The 20706-nt window shown below is 57.6% G+C and carries 17 protein-coding genes and 1 pseudogene; 12 read left to right on the top strand and 6 right to left on the bottom strand.

The genetic code is table 11. The annotated features are described in order from the left end of the window. The first annotated feature begins 20 nt into the window (after positions 1 to 20). From CXQ81_RS17105 to CXQ81_RS17080, 6 genes are all read left to right on the top strand, one after another. Complete coding sequence (locus CXQ81_RS17105) at positions 21 to 3281, top strand: hypothetical protein (protein WP_101337918.1); 3261 nt, start codon at positions 21 to 23, stop codon at positions 3279 to 3281. Between the two features lies 1 nt (position 3282). Then, a complete protein-coding gene (locus CXQ81_RS17100) occupies positions 3283 to 4275 on the top strand; it encodes a tetratricopeptide repeat protein (protein WP_101337917.1) in 993 nt (330 codons plus the stop codon). Positions 4276 to 4295: 20 nt separating this feature from the next. Further along, complete coding sequence (locus tag CXQ81_RS31225; protein ID WP_178081064.1) at positions 4296 to 5267, top strand: tetratricopeptide repeat protein; 972 nt, start codon at positions 4296 to 4298, stop codon at positions 5265 to 5267. Between the two features lie 50 nt (positions 5268 to 5317). After that, a complete protein-coding gene (locus CXQ81_RS17090) occupies positions 5318 to 6289 on the top strand; it encodes a tetratricopeptide repeat protein (RefSeq protein ID WP_101339429.1) in 972 nt (323 codons plus the stop codon). A 5-nt stretch (positions 6290 to 6294) separates the two neighbouring features. Continuing rightward, positions 6295 to 7269 carry a tetratricopeptide repeat protein gene (locus CXQ81_RS17085; protein WP_101337915.1) on the top strand — a complete coding sequence of 325 codons (975 nt, stop codon included), beginning with the start codon at positions 6295 to 6297 and terminating at the stop codon, positions 7267 to 7269. A 230-nt stretch (positions 7270 to 7499) separates the two neighbouring features. Then, positions 7500 to 7760: a DUF2790 domain-containing protein gene (locus tag CXQ81_RS17080; RefSeq protein ID WP_101337914.1), complete on the top strand. Its 261-nt coding sequence runs from the start codon at positions 7500 to 7502 to the stop codon at positions 7758 to 7760. 162 nt (positions 7761 to 7922) lie between these two features. On the opposite strand, the gene CXQ81_RS17075 is transcribed toward CXQ81_RS17080, so the two are convergent. Then, the gene (locus CXQ81_RS17075) at positions 7923 to 8192 is read right to left on the bottom strand and encodes a DUF1652 domain-containing protein (protein WP_007926398.1); all 270 of its coding nucleotides are present in this window, start codon (positions 8190 to 8192) and stop codon (positions 7923 to 7925) included. 472 nt (positions 8193 to 8664) lie between these two features. Here CXQ81_RS17075 and eco point away from each other — a divergent pair, with 472 nt between their 5' ends. Further along, positions 8665 to 9147 carry a serine protease inhibitor ecotin gene (gene eco / locus CXQ81_RS17070; protein ID WP_087091025.1) on the top strand — a complete coding sequence of 161 codons (483 nt, stop codon included), beginning with the start codon at positions 8665 to 8667 and terminating at the stop codon, positions 9145 to 9147. 199 nt (positions 9148 to 9346) lie between these two features. Here the strand turns inward: eco and ilvA are convergent. Then, a pseudogene (gene ilvA / locus CXQ81_RS17065) lies at positions 9347 to 10354 on the bottom strand (threonine ammonia-lyase, biosynthetic); the annotation flags it as partial. A gap of 266 nt (positions 10355 to 10620) precedes the next feature. Here ilvA and CXQ81_RS17060 point away from each other — a divergent pair. Both CXQ81_RS17060 and map read left to right on the top strand, forming a co-directional pair. Further along, entirely contained in the window at positions 10621 to 10824 is a 204-nt protein-coding gene (locus tag CXQ81_RS17060) for a ParD-like family protein (RefSeq protein ID WP_007926402.1), read from the top strand. Continuing rightward, positions 10821 to 11585, top strand: a complete 765-nt coding sequence (map, locus tag CXQ81_RS17055; RefSeq protein ID WP_101337912.1) for a type I methionyl aminopeptidase — start codon at positions 10821 to 10823, stop codon at positions 11583 to 11585. The genes CXQ81_RS17060 and map overlap by 4 nt, the downstream gene beginning before the upstream one ends. Before the next feature lie 4 nt (positions 11586 to 11589). Here the strand turns inward: map and CXQ81_RS17050 are convergent, their stop codons facing one another. Together CXQ81_RS17050 and CXQ81_RS17045 are read right to left on the bottom strand one after the other, a co-directional pair. Next, on the bottom strand, positions 11590 to 12531 hold the full coding sequence (locus tag CXQ81_RS17050; RefSeq protein WP_101337911.1) for a magnesium transporter CorA family protein: 942 nt from the start codon (positions 12529 to 12531) through the stop codon (positions 11590 to 11592). 7 nt (positions 12532 to 12538) lie between these two features. Beyond that, entirely contained in the window at positions 12539 to 14041 is a 1503-nt protein-coding gene (locus CXQ81_RS17045) for a RimK family protein (protein ID WP_178081063.1), read from the bottom strand. Positions 14042 to 14217: 176 nt separating this feature from the next. Here CXQ81_RS17045 and rimI point away from each other — a divergent pair, with 176 nt between their 5' ends. Next, positions 14218 to 15324 (top strand): ribosomal protein S18-alanine N-acetyltransferase, encoded by a 1107-nt coding sequence (gene rimI, locus CXQ81_RS17040; protein WP_101337909.1) that lies wholly within the window; start codon positions 14218 to 14220, stop codon positions 15322 to 15324. A 112-nt stretch (positions 15325 to 15436) separates the two neighbouring features. Here rimI and CXQ81_RS17035 read toward each other — a convergent pair whose 3' ends face one another. Then, entirely contained in the window at positions 15437 to 16588 is a 1152-nt protein-coding gene (locus CXQ81_RS17035; RefSeq protein WP_101337908.1) for a PQQ-dependent sugar dehydrogenase, read from the bottom strand. Positions 16589 to 16655: 67 nt separating this feature from the next. Then, positions 16656 to 17021, bottom strand: a complete 366-nt coding sequence (locus tag CXQ81_RS17030; RefSeq protein ID WP_101337907.1) for a hypothetical protein — start codon at positions 17019 to 17021, stop codon at positions 16656 to 16658. Between the two features lie 215 nt (positions 17022 to 17236). Here CXQ81_RS17030 and CXQ81_RS17025 point away from each other — a divergent pair, with 215 nt between their 5' ends. Together CXQ81_RS17025 and ligD are read left to right on the top strand one after the other, a co-directional pair. Further along, positions 17237 to 18121 carry a Ku protein gene (locus CXQ81_RS17025; RefSeq protein WP_101337906.1) on the top strand — a complete coding sequence of 295 codons (885 nt, stop codon included), beginning with the start codon at positions 17237 to 17239 and terminating at the stop codon, positions 18119 to 18121. Between the two features lie 31 nt (positions 18122 to 18152). Beyond that, positions 18153 to 20684, top strand: coding sequence for a DNA ligase D (gene ligD, locus CXQ81_RS17020; protein ID WP_101337905.1), 2532 nt, complete (start codon positions 18153 to 18155; stop codon positions 20682 to 20684). Positions 20685 to 20706: the final 22 nt, after the last annotated feature.

The raw sequence follows: 20706 nt of genomic DNA, 5'->3' as shown, positions 1-20706 counted from the left end.
CCGCACGAATGGAAGCATTTATGGAATCTGATACCTCTGCTGCATCGAAAGCCGCTCCCAAACCGGCAGCTCAGACGACTGTGGCCAAACCGCCAAAACAGCTGGACCCGCAACCTAAACTGCCGAAGAGTTGCGAGACCTCCTTCGAAAAGGTCAAAACGCCTTGCTCAACCACTTTCGGGGAAGTGATTTACGCAACCAAAGAGCAAATGTTTTACCTGCTTCCTGGTCGTGCGGCGACTTCGATCAAGGAGGCTATGAAGGAACTCGAGGATCATCTTTCAGCTGGAAAGTCTCCCGAAGAGCGGCAGAGAGCCATGAACAAGCTTGGGCTATTGGAGTATTTCCTGGAACCCAAACTGGCCAACTTCCTCGAAGGCGAGCAGCGCAGCCGCATGCTGGAGATCGAGAAACAGGAGCCTTACATCGACCAACCCACCATGGCCATGCGCATCAAAGCGGCAAAAAGAGAAGCCGAGTACGCTGCCAAGGCTCAGGGGGCGAAAGAACAACCCAACTCCTACCTCAGTCGCGAGCTGGCCAGCACTCAACAGGATCAGTTTCTCAAAGCCCACGAAGAAGGCATGCTTCTTCAGCGTCTGCATCATGAGTGGAAAAAGCTCAAGAAGATCGCTGTAGCCCAGGCTGAAAAAGAGGGCTACATCTACGAAAACGGCAACTTGTTCACCCCAGAAGCACTTGAAGCGCGCAAACGTGTTCAAACTTATCTGAAGGCTCGCAAAGAGCTGATTGACGACGACGAACTGACCACGCTCAGTGCGGACGATCTGGCGAAAAATAAAAAGTTCTATTTGGATGCCACCAACTGCGCGAGCGACGGCAAGGCACAAATGTGCCGCTATCTGGAATTGCAGGCTGAAGAACGCAAGAGGCTGGAGAAGAAGTTCAGCGCCTATATCGACGCAATCCTGAAAGTCGCTGACTACGGGCTGGCTCTGCCTGAATTCGCGTTGATTCCGGAAAATGGCGCCATTGAAGCGGGCATTGAGCAGTTCAAGTCCTATCTGGAGACGGAACAACAGCAAAATGACGTCAGTGAGCGGATCCGCAGCAAATACAAAGCCTGGATTGACGCTAGCGGTCAGAACATTCCCGCCCCCTCTGGTTTGATCGATGCCGAACAGGCTGAATGGGAACGCCTCCAGCAATCGAGAATTGCCTTGCGTACAACAGCGGAAGCAGCCGTGGCCAAAACCACCCCGCTCCGCCACCTGTTGTGGGAGCCGGAGCAATTCGAACCGAAACCGGAAGAACGTCGGGTAAAGGCAGGGTTCCCATTGAGGGAAGTCAGTTTGCTGAGCGCCGTGAACAAGCCCTTGAAGCACTTTAGCCTGTTGAACCTTGAAGGCATCAAAAAAGTAGTGAAAGAGGACTTGAGCAAAATAGGAGCCGATCTCGAAGAAGATCTAGTGAAAGTTCCTGGTAACAGCAGCGAAAAGTCCACTAAAGACACAACCGACAACTCATTCCACGAATGGCTACGTCTACAAGGCGCTGTCGCGATCAAAGATCAGGAAAGTAATTGGTTTGACACCCAAGGCTGGTTTGATGTCGAACTTTTCTATAAATACCTGCAAAGCAAGAACTACAAGGTCAGTACGCTTGAAGATGCCTCCGTCAGGCAGGAATGGGGTCTGCGGCTGCGCCAGTTGTTGTTCAAGGGTGAGGTTCGCAGTCAATTGAGGCTCTTCGATAGAAGCCCTCAGGCGCAGCTCATCAGGTGCCTCTCTCCTGCACAGTCGATGATTCACAAAGAGCTAAAGCTTGAAGGCCCCGAGTTCACGCTGGCCGATGGTTTCAAGGCCTCTGCTGAAGCTAGCTTCGGCATTGATCTGGCGCGTGGTGAAGTTGAACTTTTAAAAGTCGACCTCCCGGAACGCAGTCGGGCAAAAGAGTTCGTACTCAATTATCAGGACTACCAGGACCAGCCTCAGACGCTCAATCTCGGCCGCTTTTCCTTGCATCTGGGCGCCAGGGCATGGGGCTATGCCGGCGCATCGTTGCTTCTGTCATCAAGCATTGAACTGGGCGCGGGCAATGTTCGAGGCGGCATGAACCTGCAAGCCATTGAAAATGCCGAACGACCAGAAGCAAAACGAGCAATAGCGGTCACCCAACGCAGCGCCCCCATGCAGGACAATCCCACTAGTGCCTTGAAAGTTGAAGACGGTGCCAAGGCCGAATTCAGCCTGTTTGCCGGAGTCCAGGCGGGAGTTCTGCTGACAGGCGCCTTGAACTGGGCCCCCCCACAGCAAGTTGTATTACTGCGCACTGCACCGACTCCCGGTATGTCCGGTAAAGACAATGCCAATAAGGCAAGCCAATGGTTCAGCCTCGCAAGGCTCACTGCGGGATTCACCGGCTCCCTAGGCGCTGGCGCTAACGCAGACGTAACGATTTCGCTGCACGAAGGCCGCTTTATCATGAGGCTCAAAGCATCACTGATAGTAGGTGCCGGTGGCGGTGGGGAGTTCGAGTTTGAGGTGGGGTACGACGGGGTAACAGAACTGATCAACCTGATACGTCGTGAGATGCATAAGAATCAGGGAAAGAGGCTGATCTTTGTTACAGGTGAAGCATCTGAGTTTATCGACAAGCTCAACTTTATCGGTACTGCCGGGATGAATGTGGCCATGGTCTATATGATGGGATGGGATATGGCCATATCATTATACAAATCCCTAACTGGTGGGGGGCGTGGAGCTTTAATTGCTCATGCAATAATGAACTACCCTAAACCTGAGGAACTTAGACAGTGGTTTATTAATGCTACCCCACAGGCTCTTGGGCCAATGCTTATGACGCTAACCTCTGCAGCAAAGTCGTTCGAAACAACAGAATATGACGACAAAGATGCCTCATCCTCGAAAAAAGAATACTCAAAAGATGAATGCCACTTTCTTCAACAACAAGCAATAGAGCAGATCTTGGGATGGATCTTGGTAGAAGCGAAGCAAAAAAACACTATCAATTTGGTTCAAACCCAATTTGAAGAGTCATGTATGAGCATGAACGAATCTGGCGTCAAACCTATTGAAGACGCAGAGCAGACCTATTGCGAAAATAGGTTGAGAATGGACAACTTCATGTCCGAAGCAGTACAGCGACTTACAGACCCAAAGAGTGACCAGGTAAGAAGTCTATACAGAACACACATCAAGACACTTGGCGTCCGTTTGGACGGAACCTGTGTGAGAACGACCCATTACGGTAGGGACTTCCTACCTCGCGGTGCAGTTAAATATACAGTGAGCGAGTAACATGAAAAAAATCAAATCAATACTTAGCATTACCTTGCTCTCAACTTTTTTTATTTTTTTTGCATCTATAGATAACACACTAGCCGCACTAGCAAAAGAAGAAGCATTAGCAAAAAAACAGGGAATCATGCTATTCAACCAATACAAAATTGCTGAGCCAGAATTGCGTATTGCTGCTGGCGCAGGTGATCGCGAGTCGCAATTTTACCTAGCCGAATACATAAGAAAACAGAACCAGTACATCACACCTGAAGCTAAAAAGTGGTATGAAGCTTCCGCAATCCAAGGCGACTACTATGCAATGTTTAGGCTCGCCACATCTAAAAGCGATCTATGCAATGTAATCAAACAATGCCCTCCTGGTCTAAATACCCCCAATGATTGGATGAAGTTGCTGCTGAAGACTACTGAGCCACTGATACAAAAAGGTGATGGAGAAGCAATGGCCGTGATGTATAGCATCAAGGGTGAACTGGACTGGCTAAAGAGGTCTGCCGATGCTGGATACGCCCCTGCGCAACGCTTGCTAGCCAACAGATATAAAGAAGGGGAAGGTTTTTTTATTTTCCCCTGGGCACGTTCACAAGCTACTGAAGACCTATTAAAACAGGCTGCAGAGGGTGGCAACCCCAAAGCAATGATGGAGTACTTCGGCATTCTAAGAGGCGAAGGTGACTTGGCCGGAGCTCGTTACTGGTTAGAACAAGCAGCTAAAACTGGCTATGAAAGTGGCGTTTACGCTTATGGATATTTTCTAGCAGTAGAACCTGACACTTTAGGCTTCAAAACCGACTTAGTTAAGGGCCACGCCTTAATATCCCTTCTGAAAGAGCTAGATGGAGGTGGTGGCGTACAGAAGTTTGTGGATGACACACTACCTAAAATAGAATCAAAGATGACAAGCTTGCAAATTACCGAAGCCGAAAGAAAATCCGCAGAATGGAAGGCCACCCACCCACCACTCTCCTTCTTTCCTCCCAAACTAGGTTTTTAGTATTTAACTGAACATACCCTATGAAGACGCCCTTCATTGCCACAGCTCTTTCTCTAATACTCTGCGGACAGGTAAATGCCGGGCTTTCACCAGAACAGCAGGCTACTAAAGAACAAGGAATTGCATTATTCAATCAATATAAATCTGCGGAACATAAACTTCGATTAGCCGCAGAGGCGGGAGATCCTGAAGCACAGTTCTATCTAGCAGAAGAGCTACGCCTTGCTAATCAGTTCATTACCAAAGAAGCACAATCATGGTATGAGAAATCTGCAGAGCAAGGCGATTTTTACTCCATGATTAGGCTAGGGCGCAGCAAAAGAGATCTGTGTGCACTTTTAAAAAACTGTCTTGAAGGGAAACGAACCTCATCAGAATGGTTAAAATATGCTCAAGACTTGGCCAAGCCAAAAGCAGAGCAAGGCGATGCCGAAGCCATGTTTATTATGTATGAAGTAACATCAAATAAAGACTGGTTGGAAAAATCCGCAGAGCATGATCATGCTATTGCTCAATACTGGATGGCAATTGGCATTCGGCAAGGTGAAGGCTTCTTTCTGCCTTGGAAGCGAGATAACGTTGTAGGTGAATGGTTAAGAAAGTCTGCCGAAAATGGTTACCCCAAAGCTATGATGGAGTACGCAGTTTTTTTATATGAAAATGGCGGTGACTTATCTGATGTACGGAAATGGATTAAAAAATCTGCCGAGGCAGGCCTGGAAGACGGTGTAAGCAGTTATGGGGCATATTTGGCTCATGCACCGTCAAGATTTGATTTTCCATATGATGTTGTAAAAGGCTACGGAATAACTTCTCTTCTATCTGACTTGGATGGTGGCGGTGGAAATGTTCAATCTTACCTTGAAGAAGTACTTCCAGAAATTGCTGCAAAAATGACGCCCAGCCAAATCGAAGAAGCAAAAGAGTTTGCAATGAAATGGAAGTCCTCTCACCCGCCCATTTCGTATTTTCCAGACAAGCTTGGATATTGACATTCACCACTAATAACGCCCTCACTTTTTACATGGACCGGAGACAATTTTTGAAAATACCTTCCATCGTGACTGCTATTTTCTTGTTGTTCTCCGGTCTAGCGAACGCGGGACTTTCACCGGAGCAGCAGACCGCTAAAGAGCAAGGATTGATTCTATACAATCAGTTCAAAACCATTTCGGCTGCTCCTTTTTTGACTGTTGCAGCTGAGGCAGGAGACGATGAGTCTCAATACTTCTTGGCAGAATCACTCAGAAAAAAGAACCATTTCATGAGTCCCGAGGCAAGAAAGTGGTATGAGGCGGCCGCATCTCAAGGTAATTTATACGCGATGATTCAACTCGGCCGGGATAAGGATGACCTCTGTAAAGTGGCAAAGGACTGTCCTATTGAACAGAAGAGTCCAATTGATTGGCTAAATAAAGCTAAAGAACTTGCAGAACCTCGAGCTTCTGCAAAGGATGCAGAAGCGATGTATGTAATGTACGAACTTACACTAGACAACACTTGGCTTGAAAAATCCGCTGCTAACGGTCATGCGATTGCCCAGTACTGGATGGGAATACTGTACAAGCAGGGTGAAGGTTTTCTTTTTCCGTGGAACCGTGCCGAAGTAGTTGAGAAGTGGTTTAAGGCATCCGCCGAGGGTGGTTACCCAAAAGCGATGATGGAATATGCGGCCATATTGTTTGAAAAGGGTGACACAGAAGGCTTTCGTCAGTGGAATGAAAAAGCAGCTTTAACTGGTTATGCCCCGACAGTATATGGTTATGGCTCTGATCTTGCCCATGAACCCGATACTTATGGCTTTCCTTTCGACCCTATAAAAGGGTATACCCTCATCTACCTTTTAAAGGAGTTGGACGGGGGCGGTGGAATGCAAGAAAATGTTGAATACAAACTCCCTCTAATTGCAAAAAAAACGACCCCACAACAAATAGAGGAAGCAATAGAAGCATCCAAAAAGTGGAAGGCTAGCCACCCACCTCTATCTTTTTTTCCTGACATGCTAAGCCAGTAACTCTTATGAGAGTCCCTTACTGCATTACTGTTATCTTGTGGATGGTTCTCAGCCAAGCTCATGCACAGATTTCTGCGGAGCAGCAGACAGCTAAAGAACAAGGGTTGGTTCTATACAACCAGTTCAAAGCCATTTCGGCAGTTCCTTATCTAAGAGCAGCTGCAGACGCTGGTGATTCAGAGTCACAGTATTTTTTAGGTGAGACAATTCGCAAGAGCAAAAGATACATCACCTCTGAAGCGCAACGTGCTTACGAGGCAGCGGCCCTGCAAGGTGATATCTATTCAATGATCCGGCTGGCCGGGAATGCCGATGATCTCTGCGTAGTCATGGGAAACTGCCCTGAAAGCCGTAAAGAGCCAAGGGAGTGGCTGCAGATGGCTAAACAGCATGCAGGTGAGCAAGCTGCGAATGGTAATGCTGAGTCTATGTATCTTATGTACGAGCTTACTGCCGATAAGAAATGGCTCGAACAATCGACAGAGAATGGTTTTGCGCTCGCGCAGTATTTATTGGGAGTCGAATACAGGGAAGGTGGAGGGTTCTTTCTTCTGTCTTCCAGCCGTGCAGAGGCCGTTGAACGATGGATGAAAGCCTCTGCTGAGGGTGGATACCCCAGAGGAATGATGAATTATGCAGAAGTTCTTTATAATAAAAAGGATCTAGAGGGTTTCAGGAACTGGACCGAGAAGGCAGCAGAGACGGGATATACCGAAGGTGTATTCGGATATGGATATTCCCTTTCAGGAAAATACCCGGAACAAGGTTTTTCTTTGGATCTAGTAAAATCTTATGCCTTACTTTCTCTTCTTCTTGAACTTGATGGTGGTGGCACAGCTAAAGACGATGCCGAATATGTTCTTCCTAAGATAAAGGAGAAAATGACACTACTTCAGATAGCTGAAGCAGAGAAAATATCATCTGCTTGGAAGGCATCACATCCACCTCTTTCTTTTTTTCCTTTCAAGCTGAGTCGTTGATTGTTCTAATTGCCCTATGAAAATCTTTTTTGCCGAAAATCTCAGCTCAAACTCTTTTTCCCCAGCCGGGATGATTGATCAGCCCGACACCTCAAAAGTTCATTAGCCCCCTACTTAATCTCCGATTAATCCCGCCGCCCAAAACTGTACAGGACCGCGCAGCGCAGAATCCCCTGTCGCCCTCCGCGGCGCGCTCGATGCGGTTTTGTCGGGCTTATCGGAGAACGCTCATGAACATGCGTATTTTGCTGGTCGGGGCCCTGGCGTTTGCCGGGGTCGTGGGTCTGGCTCAGGCGGACACGACCCAGGTGCAGCCGGTGCCTTATCACTATGGCATGCCGCTGAAGGTGGCCAAGGTGGTGTCGATGACCGAGCCCGCGACGCCGGAGTGCAAGGTGATCACCGCGGACATGACCTTTATCGACAAGGCGGGCAAGCTGGAAGCCATCAGTTACCGCAAGCTGTCGGATGCTTGCAGTTATCAGAACTGAGGACTGCCCTGCTCTATCGCGATCACGCGCAGGATTGTCTCGATTGCAGGCGGTCCCGCGAGATTCAGGCAGGGGTTCTGGTAGCGGTGAAGGTCGAGGTTGCGCCTGGCCCGGAGGTTATCCAGGCCAGGCAAGCAACACAGGCATTGGCAAAGCCGCCGATCAATGAGCCCTGGATTTCAGGGCGATGGGCTGGCTTCCCGGATGATTCGCCAGGTCGTAGCGCAACTCGGCGATCAAATCGTTGATTTCCCGGCAGCCGTTGAGGCTCGCCGCATCGATACCGGTGACCACCAGGTCCACGCGGTCGGTTTCATGGTCGCCATAGACTTTCACAGTCATGTGCAGGTCGGGGCTCAGGGTGCACTCGCAGCGTTTGGGCAGGAAGCTGCATTCAATGATATTGCGCAGTTCCAAGGCAGATAAGAACATGGCAGATCTCTCCGTTGGTGCAGTGGCCATTCAATGATGGCAAGAATATCGTCTCGGGATTCCACCCCCGAAATACGGCGTACGGCGTGACTAAACCTCCCTGGAAGAGAAAGCCATTCATTAGACTAGGCCGTATTGGCGCATCCACTAAATTCTATTTTGCTCTGAGCAGTGAGGCTTTTTTTCACCCTCGGTCCTGGGATTTTCGTCCGCTGGAGGAGCTTCCTGCGAGCCCGATGCTGGCCTCTCGCCGATAGGGGATGGAACACAGGCATGCCGTCCTCCCGCTCGTTTTCATGCGTTATAAATCATCGACTTATCCCTGGGTATTGAAGGAAAACGTCATGTTAACTGCCGCGGCGAAGTGGGCCACGGTTTGCATGACCGGGCGTTCCCCAGTCAAACTGCCCGGCGTTTCAAGCAAACGGCTCCCTCCATTGGGAGGCCGTCGATCAACCTGCAAGGAGGCCTTATGCGCTTTTTTCCTGTTTCCACCGCCATCGCTGTGCTGTTGAGCGGTCTGTCCACCCTGAGCCATGCGGCCAAACTCGAAGACGTGGCGCCCTACCCCAAGGCTGAAGAAGGTTTTGTGCGTCAGGTGATCCACCTGCCCAAGCAGGCCAAGGAAGAGGACTTCAAGGTCGAGGTCCTGGCCGGCAAGACCCTGACCGTCGACTGCAACCGTCAGCGCCTGGGCGGCACCCTGGAAGAGAAGAACCTGGAAGGCTGGGGTTACCCCTACTACCGCCTGGACAAGGTCAGCGGGCCGATGAGCACCTTGATGGCCTGCCCCGAGGGCACCAGCAAGCAGGCGTTCGTGCCGGTGGTCGGCGAAGGCTTCGTGCTGCGCTACAACAGCAAGCTGCCAATCGTGATCTACGCCCCCAAGGACGTCGAAGTGCGCTACCGCCTGTGGTCCGCCGCGGACAAGGTCGAGAAGGCCCGCGCGGAATAACCTTCGCAGCGGCTACATCGCGGGAGATGGAGCCGCTGCCGCAGGCTGCGATCGGTTTGGACGGCACTCCGATGCAGTGGCCGCCAGGCCAGGCAACGCGGTGTATCAGTGGTTCGGCTGGCGAGCGCTTCGCGCTCGTGCGCAGGCTGCGCCAGCGGCTACAAGAGGCCCTGCTCCGTTCTTACACCAGCGCCACCGCGCCCAAGGCCGCGCGCTCGGCCACCTGCCCCAGGCGATCGAAGTTGATGTTGGCCCCGGAATCGATGGCCACCAGGGTTTCGCCCTGCGCCCCGCTGCGGGCCACGTACTGCTTGATCCCGGCCACCGCCAGCGCCCCCGACGGCTCGGTGATGGAGCGGGTGTCGTCGTAGATGTCCTTCATCGCGCAGCAGAGTTCGTCGTTGCTGACCGTGATCACTTCATCGACCAGCGCTCGGCACAACTCGAAACAATGGGCGCCGACCTGCGCCACGGCAACGCCGTCGGCGAAGGTGCCGACGCTGGGCAGCACCACCCTTTCCCCGACCTGCAACGCCTGCTGCAGACAGTTGGAGTGCTCGGACTCGACGCCGACGATGCGCACCTCGGGCCGCAGGTATTTCACATAGGCGGCGATGCCGGCGATCAATCCGCCACCACCCACCGGGACGAAGATTGCGTCCAGGCGCCCGGAGTACTGACGCAAAATCTCCATGCCCACCGTGCCCTGCCCGGCGATCACGTCCGGGTCGTCGAAGGGCGAGACAAAGGTCTGGCCGCTACGCTCGGCCAGTTGCAGGGCATGGGCCAGGGCAAAGGGAAAACTCTCGCCCTGCAACACCGCCTCGGCGCCACGGCTGCTGACGCCCTGCACCTTCAGCTGCGGCGTGGTGGAAGGCATGACGATGGTCGCCTTGATCCCCAGCTCCCGCGCCGCCAGCGCCACGCCCTGGGCGTGATTGCCGGCGGAAGCGGTGATTACCCCGCGGCGCTTTTGCTCGTCGCTGAGTTGCACCAGCTTGTTGTAGGCGCCACGGATCTTGAAGGAAAAGGTCGGTTGCAGGTCCTCGCGCTTGAGCAGCACCTGATTGCCCAGCGCCGCCGACAGGGCCGGCGCCGGCTGCAACGGCGTGCGCACCGCCAGGTCGTAGACCGGCGCCGCGAGAATCTTCTTCACGTAGTGCTCAAGCAGGTCCAGTTGCGTGTCGGGCTCGGCGGGATGGTTCATACGGCTCTCCTGGCTGTGTTGAAAGCCCCGGAGACAGAAAGAAAAAACCCGCCTCTAGGGCGGGTTGGGTGCAGTGTCAGACCCGCCAATCAGGAATGGCGGTAATAATGCTTGGCTGGGAACGCAATGAGGAAAAAGTCATGGCCAGGAAATTAACCGGCGGGTTGCCGGTGAGTCAATGGCCAATGACAGGTCGAGCTATCTGCCATTTGCCGAAAAATATACGAAACGTATATGCTTCGTATATTTACCAGGACAGAAACCCCGTGGGCATCGTCAAGATTTCAGATCAACTGCATGAACAGATCCGCGTCGCCAGCGACGCCATGGATCGCTCCATCAACGCCCAGGCCGAGTTCTGGATCAAGATTGGCCTGCTGGCCGAGCTCAATCCGCACCTGGCCTACAACGACCTGATCAACAAACTGCTGCTGAACAAGAGCGACCTGATCCGGGGGCGCAGCGCATGACCCAGGCCCTGATCAAGACCCCGCAGCAACTGGCGCTGATGCGTGAATCCGGGCGCCTGCTGGCAACGGTGTTCAGCTTTCTCGACGACCTGGTCGCGCCCGGCCTTTCGACCATGGAACTGGACACGGCCGTGGAGCGCTTTATCCGCCACGACCTGGGCGCCCGTCCGGCCAGCAAGGGTCAATACAATTACCCCTACTCGATCAACACCTCGATCAACGAAGTGGTGTGCCATGGCATGCCCCATGAGAAGGCCATCCTCAAGGACGGCGATATCATCAACATCGATATCACTCTGGAAAAGAACGGCTTTATCGCCGACTCCAGCAAGATGTACCTGATCGGCAATGTCAGCCCCAAGGCCCAGCGCCTGGTGAGCACCACCTTCGAGGCGATGTGGGAAGGCATCAAGGCGGTCCGCCCCGGCGCGCGCCTTGGCGATATCGGCCATGCCATCCAGAAACACGCCGAAACCCGGGGCTACAGCGTGGTGCGCGAGTACTGCGGCCATGGCATCGGCCGGCAGATGCACGAAGAGCCGCAGGTTCTGCATTTCGGTCGCCCCGGTACCGGCCTGGAGCTGCGCGAAGGCATGGTGTTCACCATCGAGCCGATGATCAACCAGGGCAGCGCCCGGGTGCGCGGCCTGAAAGACGGCTGGACCGTGGTCACCCGCGACAACGGCCTGTCGGCGCAGTGGGAACACACGGTGGCGGTGACCCGCGACGGCTTTGAGGTACTGACCCTGCAACCGGCCTGAAACCTCAGGCGCACTTGCCGTTGCCGCCGGCCAGGCGCCTGAGACCGAGCACCATCCCCCCTGCCCCCAGCAGCATCGCCACGAGGAACAGCGGGTAGGCAATCCACCACGGGGTGCCGGCGGTCATCATGCTGAATTCGGACATGCCGCCGATGCTGGCGATCAGGTTCAGCGGCAGGAACACCACGTTGATCAGGGTCAGTTTGCGCAACAGGCTATTCATGTTGTTGTTCATCAGGTTGCCGCGCGCGTCGATCAGCCCGGAAAACACCGTCGAATAGATCTCCGCCTGCTTGTAGCACTGGTTGTTCTCGATGATCAGGTCGTCGATCAGGCCGACGGCCTCGGCGCTGAAGTGCGCCTTCTCGGCGTGGTTGCGCAGCCGGGTCAACACCGCGCCGTTGCTGTGAATGGCGTTGATGTAATAGATCAGGCTCTCGCTGAGGTTGAACATCTGGATCAGGTGGCGGTTTTCCATCGAGTCGTTGAACTGCTGCTGCAACTCGCGGGCGACCATCTTGATCACCTTGAGGTGCCCCAGGTAGTGATGGATGTTGGTGGACAGCAGGTCCAGCAGCACATCCAGGGGGCTATTCAGGGCCTGCCGCGCGCCCAGGCCGCTGAGCTGGCTATCGTCGTGGGCGATCACCAGCAGGCGTTGCGGGGAAAACAGCAGGCCGCAGGACGACACCTCGAACGACAGGCTGCCGCCGCCGGAGTAGTTCTCCGGGCGTTTCCAGATCAGGAACAGGTTGTCCGGGTGAAACTCGATGCGCGACACCTCGTCCGGGTCCAGCGCCGAGGCCAGGGCGTGTTCGTCGAGCTTGAAGCCGGTGCGCAGCAGATCGCGCTCGGCGGGGTCCGGGTTGCTGAACAGCATCACTTCGGCATCCAGGTTCTCCACCGGCAGCAGGCGGCCCTGGCTCAACTGGTAGCTCTTGATCATCGGCCGTTCACCAGGCCTGCCCGCGGCGCTTGAGCTCCAGGCGGCGGACGAACTCCTCGAGCACCAGGGAATACAGGTCGTCGCGCAGGTAGGCATCTTCGATGCCGGCGTCCAGGTTGGGGTTGTCGTTGACTTCGATCACCGCCACCTTGTCGCCGGACTGCTTGAGGTCGACGCCGTACAGGCCGTCGCCGATCAGGTTGGCGGTCTTCACCGCCAGTTCCACCACCGCCCGTGGCGCCTCGTGGACCGCCAGGGTGCGGCATTCGCCGTTGATGTCCTGGCCCTTGGCCTTGTGGTTGTAGATCTGCCAATGCCCCTTGGACATGAAGTACTGGCAGGCGAAGATCGGCTTGCGGTTGAGCACGCCGATGCGCCAGTCGTACTCGGTGTAGAAAAACTCCTGGGCCAGCAGCAACACCGAATGTTCGAACAGCTCGGCGGTGGCCTCCAGCAGCGCCTGCTGGCTCTCGACCTTGATCACCCCACGGGAGAAACAACCGTCGGGAATCTTCAGCACCAGTGGGAAGCCCAGGCGCTCGCCAACCCGCTCGAAGTCTTCCGGTCGTTCCTTGTAGAGAATCTCGGTGGCGGGCATGCCCAGCTGGTGGCTTTTCAGCAGATCGGTCAGGTAGACCTTGTTGGTGCAGCGCAGGATCGAGGCCGGGTCGTCCATCACCACCAGGCCCTCGCTCTCGGCCTTCTTGGCGAAACGGTAGGTGTGGTTGTCGACGCTGGTGGTCTCGCGGATCAGCAAGGCGTCGTACTCGGCGATACGCGAGTAATCCTTCTTCTCGATCAGTTCGACGTCGATGCCCAGGCCCTTGCCGACCCGGACAAAATTCTCCAGCGCCCGGGCGTTGGAAGGTGGCAAGGCTTCCTGCGGGTCATGGAGGATCGCCAGGTCATAGCGGGCCAATCTTTTCGAGCGCGGCATGCGCCAGATCTTGCGACTGAAACTGTCCAGGGAATGGGCGAATTGATCTTCCTGGTCTTCGCGCAACTTATGTAAGGCACCGGACTTCACCCCTTCGATATGCCAACCGTTAGTTCGTTTGAAGTCCACCAGCAATATTGGACAAGGAAAGACTTCGAATAACTGTCGCGCCAACTCCTGTAACGGTTCGATATGAGTCTTGCCGAAGTACAGGGTCAGGGTAAAACCTTCGGTATCGCTGTAAAGATGATTGTTCAGGGCCTTTTCCAGGGTTTTATCCAGGTCGTCCAGGGCCAGGCCATAGAGCGATTTGCGGGTCAGTTCGCTGATGGTGCGTACCGAGGGAATCACCTTGTGCCCCCGCGCCTCGGCCAGCAGCGAGCAGTAGTAACCGTGGCCCAGGTACTTGTAGCTGCGGCACAGGTTGATCACCTGGACCCGCTTGCCGGGCTGGGTTTCTCGGGTCTGTTCCAGATACTCCTGAGCGCTGAGGATGTCTTCGCTGGGGAAGTAGGAGGCCCAATCTTCCTTGCGCTCGACAATAATCAGCAACTGGCTGGAAGTTTCACTCATCGCTGAAAAATAATTAACCGGAGTTATTGTCGCCGGCAGACTTTGCTCGGATACTCCACGCCAATGACCTTGTACCGCTGACATAATGTTTGATCCGCTTAAGAACAAGACCTTTTCTATTAAGCACGAACTTTTTTGAAAGTCTCGTTTCGTTACGCAACTTTTACGGCGGTTATATGGATCTTGTCTTTCGCATTGCCACACCTGAGGACCTGCCTGCTTTAGTGCGACTGGAACAGCAGTGTTTCACCACCGATCGCCTGACGGTGCGCAGCTTCCAGTGGATGATCAGCCGCGCCCATGCGTGCCTGATTGTCGCCGAGCAGGCGCAACAACTGCTGGGTTATGCCCTGGTGCTGTTCCATCGCGGGACCTCCCTGGCCCGCCTGTACTCGATCGCCATCGCGGTCGAGGCCCGCGGGTCGGGCCTGGGCAAGCGCCTGCTGGAGCGGATCGAAGCCTGCGCGCGGGAGCATGACTGCGCCTACCTGCGGCTTGAGGTGCGCAGCGACAACCCGACGGCCATCGCCCTGTACGAACGCAGCGGCTACCGGCGCTTCGCCGTGCTGCACGACTACTACGAGGACCACGCCGATGCCCTGCGCCTGGAAAAGCGCATCCTGCAGCATCGCGAGACCCGCGCCATCCGCGTGCCCTATTACCAGCAGACCACCGACTTCACCTGCGGCCCGGCCTGCCTGCTGATGGCCATGGCCGCGCTGCAACCCGGGCGCGCCCTGGAGCGCCGTGAAGAACTGCAGCTGTGGCGCGAGGCGACCACCGTGTTCATGACCTCCGGCCACGGCGGCTGCAGCCCCCAGGGGCTGGCGCTGGCCGCGTGGCGCCGGGGCTTCAGGGTCAGGCTGCAGGTCAATACCCGGGGGCCGCTGTTTCTCGGCGGGGTGCGCGACGAGCATAAAAAAGACGTCATGCGCCTGGTGCATGAGGAGTTCTGCGCCCAGCTGGATAGCAGCGACGTCTTGCAGGTGCTGGGCGGCCCGCTGGACCTGCCGAGGCTGCTGGCCGATGGCGGCCAGCCCCTGGTGCTGATCAGCAGCTACCGCCTGACCCGCTCCAAGGCCCCGCATTGGGTGATGGTCACCGACTGCGACGAAGACTTCGTCTACCTGCACGATCCCGATGTCGACCACAGCCAGCACCGCCAGCCAATGGATTGCCAGCACCTGCCGGTGAGCCACGGCGAATTCGCCAAGATGTGCCGTTTCGGCAGCGGCAAGCTGCAGGCGGCGGTGATCCTCTACCCGGCCGCAGTGCCTCTGTAGGAGCGAAGCTTGCTCGCGATAGCCGCGAAGCGGCGATTCATCCTGCCAACACGCGTTATCGTTGAAGATTTTTTCGCGAGCAAGCTTCGCTCCTACAGAAGAAGGGCCTGGGTTATTCCAGGCCAACCTTGTACAGCCTGCCCTTGTCCTCGTCGGTCAGCACATACAGATAACCGTCCGGCCCCTGGCGCACGTCGCGGATGCGCTCCTTGAGTTCACCCAGCAGGCGCTCCTCGTGGCCCACCTTGTCGCCGTCGAATTGCAGGCGGATCAGCTCCTGGGACGCCAGGGCGCCGATGAACAGGTTGTGTTGCCAGGCCTTGAAGCGGTCGCCGTCGTAGAAGGCCATGCCGCTGATGCCGGGGGATTTCTCCCAGACATGCCGCGGGCCCACGGTGCCTGGGGCAGTCTTGCCCTGGGCTTCGGGAATCGGCGCGCCGGAATAGTTGATGCCGTGGGTCGCCAGGGGCCAGCCGTAGTTCTTGCCACGCTCGATCAGGTTGATTTCGTCGCCGCCCTTGGGCCCGTGCTCGTTATCCCACAGGGTGCCGCTCCAGGGATTGAGCGCCGCGCCCTGGGGGTTGCGGTGGCCGTAGGACCAGATCTCCGGGCGCACGCCCGGCTGGCCGACAAAGGGGTTGTCCTGCGGAATCCGGCCATCCGGATACAGGCGCACGATCTTGCCTTGCAACTTGTCCAGGTCCTGGGCGGTCGGGCGCTCGTTGTTTTCCCCCAGGGTGATAAACAGGTAGCCGTCGCGGTCGAACACCAAGCGCGAACCGAAATGGTTACCGGTGGAGAGCTTGGGCGCCTGGCGGAAAATCACCTGGAAATCCTTGAGCGTCTTCAGGTCCTCGGACAGCCGTCCGCGCCCCACCGCCGTCCCCGCCGTGCCGCCCTCGCCGCCGCCTTCGGCGTAGGACAGATAGACCAGGCGGTCCTGCTTGAAGTCCGGCGACAGCACCACATCCAGCAAGCCACCCTGGCCCTTGGCCCAGACCTGCGGCACCCCGTCCAGGGGCGCTGAGAGCTTGCCGTCGGCGCCGACCAGCCGCAGGTTGCCTGGGCGCTCGGTCACCAGGATGCCCTGGCGGTCCGGCAGGAACGCCAGGGCCCAGGGGTGGTCCAGGCCCTCGACCAGCGGGGTCACGCTGAGGGGGCCCAGCTCGCTCTGCAACGGTTGGCTGGGGGCGGCCGCGAGAGGTAGCGCGCTGCTCAGAACAAGGCTGGCACAGACGGTTGCCAAGAGGGTTTTACGCAACATGCACAATTCCTTCTGTCGATAAAAAGGGTTCCGCCCGGAGCCGGCATCGGCCTCGGGCGGTCAGCGTTTATCGCTGCTGTTGGTTACGCGGTGGGGTCACGGGTGTCGGATCGATGATCCTTGGCTGGGTGATGGTGCGCGGGTAGCCGTTGCCGATGCCGCCGTTCTCCAGGGTCGGAGGGCGTTGCATCGGCACCGGATTAACCCCACGGACAGCCGGGGTGCTGGGCTGGGTGCCCTGCATGCTGTTGGGGTTGGCCCGGCGTATCGGGCTGTTGTAGGGGTTGTTGTTACCGCCGGGCAGGTTCTGCGCCAACAGCATGGCGGACGTTGGGCTGCTGCCCGTATGCGCTGCCTGGGGCGCGGCGAACACCGCGGTGCTGGCCCCGCTCATCAGTGCGAACACGACAAGACCGCGAAGCAGGTTGTCCATGGCGACCCTCTTGGATGGCGACGAGTTATCGCATTCGAGTCCAGGCTACGTCGCGCGTTCGGCCATGTTAATTAAATAATCCGTCAGACATGTAACACGAGTTATCGGCTTGCCCATGCAGGCCGGCACCCCAGGGAAACTTTCGCGCCGCGCCACGGGTCACCTGAAAACCAGTCGCTGCATGGCGATTCCACAGTCAATACGGGGACAGGCTCATGGCACGGGCAATCTGGAAAGGCGCAATCAGTTTCGGTCTGGTTCACATTCCGGTGGCGCTGGTCTCGGCGACCGCCTCCCAGGGCGTGGACTTCGACTGGTTGGACCAGCGCAGCATGGACCCGGTGGGTTACAAGCGGGTCAACAAGGTCACCGGCAAGGAAGTCGGCAAGGAACATATCGTCAAGGGCGTGGCCTACGAAAAAGGCCGCTATGTGCTGCTCAGCGAGGACGAAATCCGCTCGGCCCACCCGCTATCGACCCAGACCATCGACATCTTCGCCTTCGTCGACAGCCAGCAGATCCCGTTGCAGAACATCGACACCCCCTACTTCCTGGCCCCCGACAAGCGTGGCGGCAAGGTCTATGCGCTGCTGCGCGAAACCCTGCAGAGCACCTCGAAAGTCGCCCTGGCCCTGGTGGTGCTGCACACCCGCCAGCATCTGGCGGCGCTGATGCCGCTGGAGTCGGCGCTGGTGCTGGTAATGCTGCGCTGGCCGGCCGAGGTGCGCAGCCTCGACGAACTGACCCTGGGGCCGGAGGTGACTCACCCGGACCTGACCAAGGGCGAACGGGACATGGCCAAGCGCCTGGTGGCGGACATGAGCGCCGATTGGCAGCCTGAACAATACCGCGACAGTTTCACCGACAAGATCATGGCCCTGGTGGAGAAAAAGGCCCGGGCCGGCAAGATCGAGGACGTGGAAAGCGTCGCCGGCGAAGAGCAACGCCAGAGCGCCGACATCATCGACCTGACCGAGATGCTCAAGCGCAGCCTGGGCGCCAAGTCCAGGAGCAAGGCGCCCGCCAGCCCGGGCAAGCCCGGCAAGGCCGCGGACAAACCCGCGGCAACCAAGAAAGCCACCAAGCGATCCCGTGCCTGAACCGCCGGCTCGCCATACAAGGTAGTGGGTCATGGCCAAATCCCTGAGTGAGTACCAGCGCAAGCGCAACTTCGCGATCACCTCGGAGCCGGCGGCGGACAGACCCTCCGCCAAGTCCACCTCGGCCCTGCGTTTCGTGATCCAGAAGCACGATGCGCGCAACCTGCATTACGACTTTCGCCTGGAACTGGGCGGCAGCCTGAAAAGCTGGGCGGTGCCCAAGGGCCCGAGCCTGGACCCCAGGCAAAAACGCCTGGCGGTGCATGTCGAGGACCACCCGCTGAGCTATGGCAATTTCGAAGGCAGCATCCCCGCCGGGCAATACGGCGCCGGCGACGTGATCGTCTGGGACCATGGCGTCTGGCAACCCCATGACGACCCCGAGGCCGGCTATCGGGCGGGCAAGCTCAAGTTCACCCTGATCGGCGAAAAGCTCGGCGGCGACTGGACCCTGGTGCGCACCCATATGCGCGGCAGCGGCGACAAGGAACAGTGGCTGCTGATCAAGGAGCAGGATGCCCAGGCGCGACCGAGCGACGAGTACGATGTGGTCCGGGCCCTGCCCAGGAGCGTGCTCAGCGGTGCCACGGTGGGCGACCGCACAGCCGCCGGCGCCAAACCCCAGGCCACAAGAAAAGCCGCGAAGAAACCGCCGGGTAAAAAAGCCGTGATCCTGCCGCAAAGCCTGGCGCCGCAGTTGGCGACCCTGGTGGACAAGGCGCCCGGCGGCGACTGGCGCTACGAGATCAAGTTCGACGGCTACCGGATCCTGGCGCGGATCCAGGACGACGAGGTGCGCCTGCTGACCCGCAACGGTCACGACTGGACCAGCCGCCTGCCCCAGCAAGCCAAGGCCCTGGCCGCCCTGAAGCTCAAGGACAGCTGGCTGGACGGCGAAATGGTGGTGCTCAACGACCAAGGCCTGCCGGACTTCCAGGCATTGCAGAACGCCTTCGATATCGGTCGCAGCGTGGACATCATTTATTACCTGTTCGACGCGCCCTTTCTGCAGGGCGAGGACTTGCGCGAAACGCCGGTGGAAGAACGCCGCCAGGCGCTCAAGCAGGCACTCGGGCGCAAATCGAGCAAGGTCCTGCGTTTTTCCGAAGCCTTCGCCGCCCAGCACCACGACATCCTCGAAAGCGCCTGTGCCCTGTCCCTGGAGGGGGTGATCGGCAAGCGGGCCGGCAGCCCCTATGTGTCGCGCCGCAGCAGCGACTGGATCAAGCTCAAATGCCGGCTGCGCCAGGAGTTCGTGGTGGTCGGCTATACCCGCCCGCAAGGTTCGCGCAGCGGCTTTGGCGCCCTGCTGCTGGGAGTCAACGATGCGAGCGGGCTGGTGTACGCCGGCCGGGTCGGCACCGGTTTCGACCAGCAGACCTTGAAGCATCTGCATGGGCGGATGCAGGAATTTGAACGGGACTCATCGCCCCTGGCCAAGCCCCTGACCGCGGCCCAGGCCCGCGGCGTGCACTGGGTCGAGCCGCAACTGGTGGCCGAAGTCGAGTTCGCCGAGTGGACCCGCGAGCAGGTGGTGCGCCAGGCGGCGTTCGTCGCTCTGCGCAGCGATAAGCCGGCCAAGGAAATCGTTCGCGAGCAGCCGCAGACCTCCAAAGCCGTCGAGACGCGCAGCCGGGGCACGGCCTCCCGTTCGGACAAGTCGGCCGCTCACAGCGTCGCCGGGGTCAGGATCACCCACCCGGATCGGGTCATCGACCAGCAATCCGGCACCACCAAGCTGCAACTGGCGCAGTTCTACGCCAGCATCGACCAGCAGATCCTGCCGCACCTGCGCAACCGCCCGGTGTCCTTGCTGCGGGCCCCCGAAGGGGTGGAAGGCGAGCAGTTTTTCCAGAAACATGCCGAGCACCTGGCCATCCCCCATATCCGCCACCTCGACCCGGCGCTGGACCCTGGCCACGCGCGCCTGATGGAAATCGACAGCACTGCGGCGCTGATCGGCGCGGTGCAGATGGGCACCCTCGAGTTGCACACCTGGGGTGCGACCCACGACCAGATCGAAACCCCGGACCTGTTCGTGCTCGACCTCGACCCGGACCCGGCGCTGCCCTGGAAAAGCATGCAGGAGGCCACCCAGCTGACCCTTTCGGTGCTCGATGAACTGGGTTTGCAGGTCTTCCTGAAAACCAGCGGTGGCAAAGGCATGCACCTGATCGTGCCGCTGGCGCGCAAGGCCGACTGGGATACGGTCAAGGGTTTCGCCAAGGCCATCGCGCAATTCATGGCGCAGCAGTTGCCAGAGCGCATCACCGCGACCATGGGCCCGAAAAACCGGGTCGGCAAAATCTTCGTCGATTACCTGCGCAATACCCGTGGCGCCAGCACCGTGGCCGCCTATTCGGTACGGGCCCGCCCCGGGCTGCCGGTCTCGGTGCCTATCGCGCGGGATGAACTGGGCGATGTCCGGCATGCCCAGCAGTGGAATGTGGCGAACCTGAGGCAACGCCTGGAGGCCTTGCCCCGGGATCCGTGGCACGGCTACGCCCATCGGCAGCGGATCACCGCGAAGATGTGGCAGCAGTTGGGAGTGGACAAGCCTTGAGGACGTGATCGCGGGCCAGCCC

The sequence above is a fragment of the Pseudomonas sp. 09C 129 genome (genome assembly GCF_002843625.1).
Classification (GTDB): Bacteria; Pseudomonadota; Gammaproteobacteria; order Pseudomonadales; family Pseudomonadaceae; genus Aquipseudomonas; species Aquipseudomonas chlororaphis.
This window is presented reverse-complemented; position numbering and strand designations above follow the sequence as displayed.

Bases quoted from the DNA above. Each gene is read 5' to 3' on its own strand.
- CXQ81_RS17105 (WP_101337918.1), top strand. From the start codon at position 21: ATGGAATCTGATACCTCTGCTGCATCGAAAGCCGCTCCCAAACCGGCA.
- CXQ81_RS17100 (WP_101337917.1), top strand. From the start codon at position 3,283: ATGAAAAAAATCAAATCAATACTTAGCATTACCTTGCTCTCAACTTTT.
- CXQ81_RS31225 (WP_178081064.1), top strand. From the start codon at position 4,296: ATGAAGACGCCCTTCATTGCCACAGCTCTTTCTCTAATACTCTGCGGA.
- CXQ81_RS17085 (WP_101337915.1), top strand. From the start codon at position 6,295: ATGAGAGTCCCTTACTGCATTACTGTTATCTTGTGGATGGTTCTCAGC.
- CXQ81_RS17080 (WP_101337914.1), top strand. From the start codon at position 7,500: ATGAACATGCGTATTTTGCTGGTCGGGGCCCTGGCGTTTGCCGGGGTC.
- CXQ81_RS17075 (WP_007926398.1), bottom strand. From the start codon at position 8,192: ATGTTCTTATCTGCCTTGGAACTGCGCAATATCATTGAATGCAGCTTC.
- eco (WP_087091025.1), top strand. From the start codon at position 8,665: ATGCGCTTTTTTCCTGTTTCCACCGCCATCGCTGTGCTGTTGAGCGGT.
- map (WP_101337912.1), top strand. From the start codon at position 10,821: ATGACCCAGGCCCTGATCAAGACCCCGCAGCAACTGGCGCTGATGCGT.
- CXQ81_RS17050 (WP_101337911.1), bottom strand. From the start codon at position 12,531: ATGATCAAGAGCTACCAGTTGAGCCAGGGCCGCCTGCTGCCGGTGGAG.
- CXQ81_RS17045 (WP_178081063.1), bottom strand. From the start codon at position 14,041: ATGAGTGAAACTTCCAGCCAGTTGCTGATTATTGTCGAGCGCAAGGAA.
- rimI (WP_101337909.1), top strand. From the start codon at position 14,218: ATGGATCTTGTCTTTCGCATTGCCACACCTGAGGACCTGCCTGCTTTA.
- CXQ81_RS17035 (WP_101337908.1), bottom strand. From the start codon at position 16,588: ATGTTGCGTAAAACCCTCTTGGCAACCGTCTGTGCCAGCCTTGTTCTG.
- CXQ81_RS17030 (WP_101337907.1), bottom strand. From the start codon at position 17,021: ATGGACAACCTGCTTCGCGGTCTTGTCGTGTTCGCACTGATGAGCGGG.
- CXQ81_RS17025 (WP_101337906.1), top strand. From the start codon at position 17,237: ATGGCACGGGCAATCTGGAAAGGCGCAATCAGTTTCGGTCTGGTTCAC.
- ligD (WP_101337905.1), top strand. From the start codon at position 18,153: ATGGCCAAATCCCTGAGTGAGTACCAGCGCAAGCGCAACTTCGCGATC.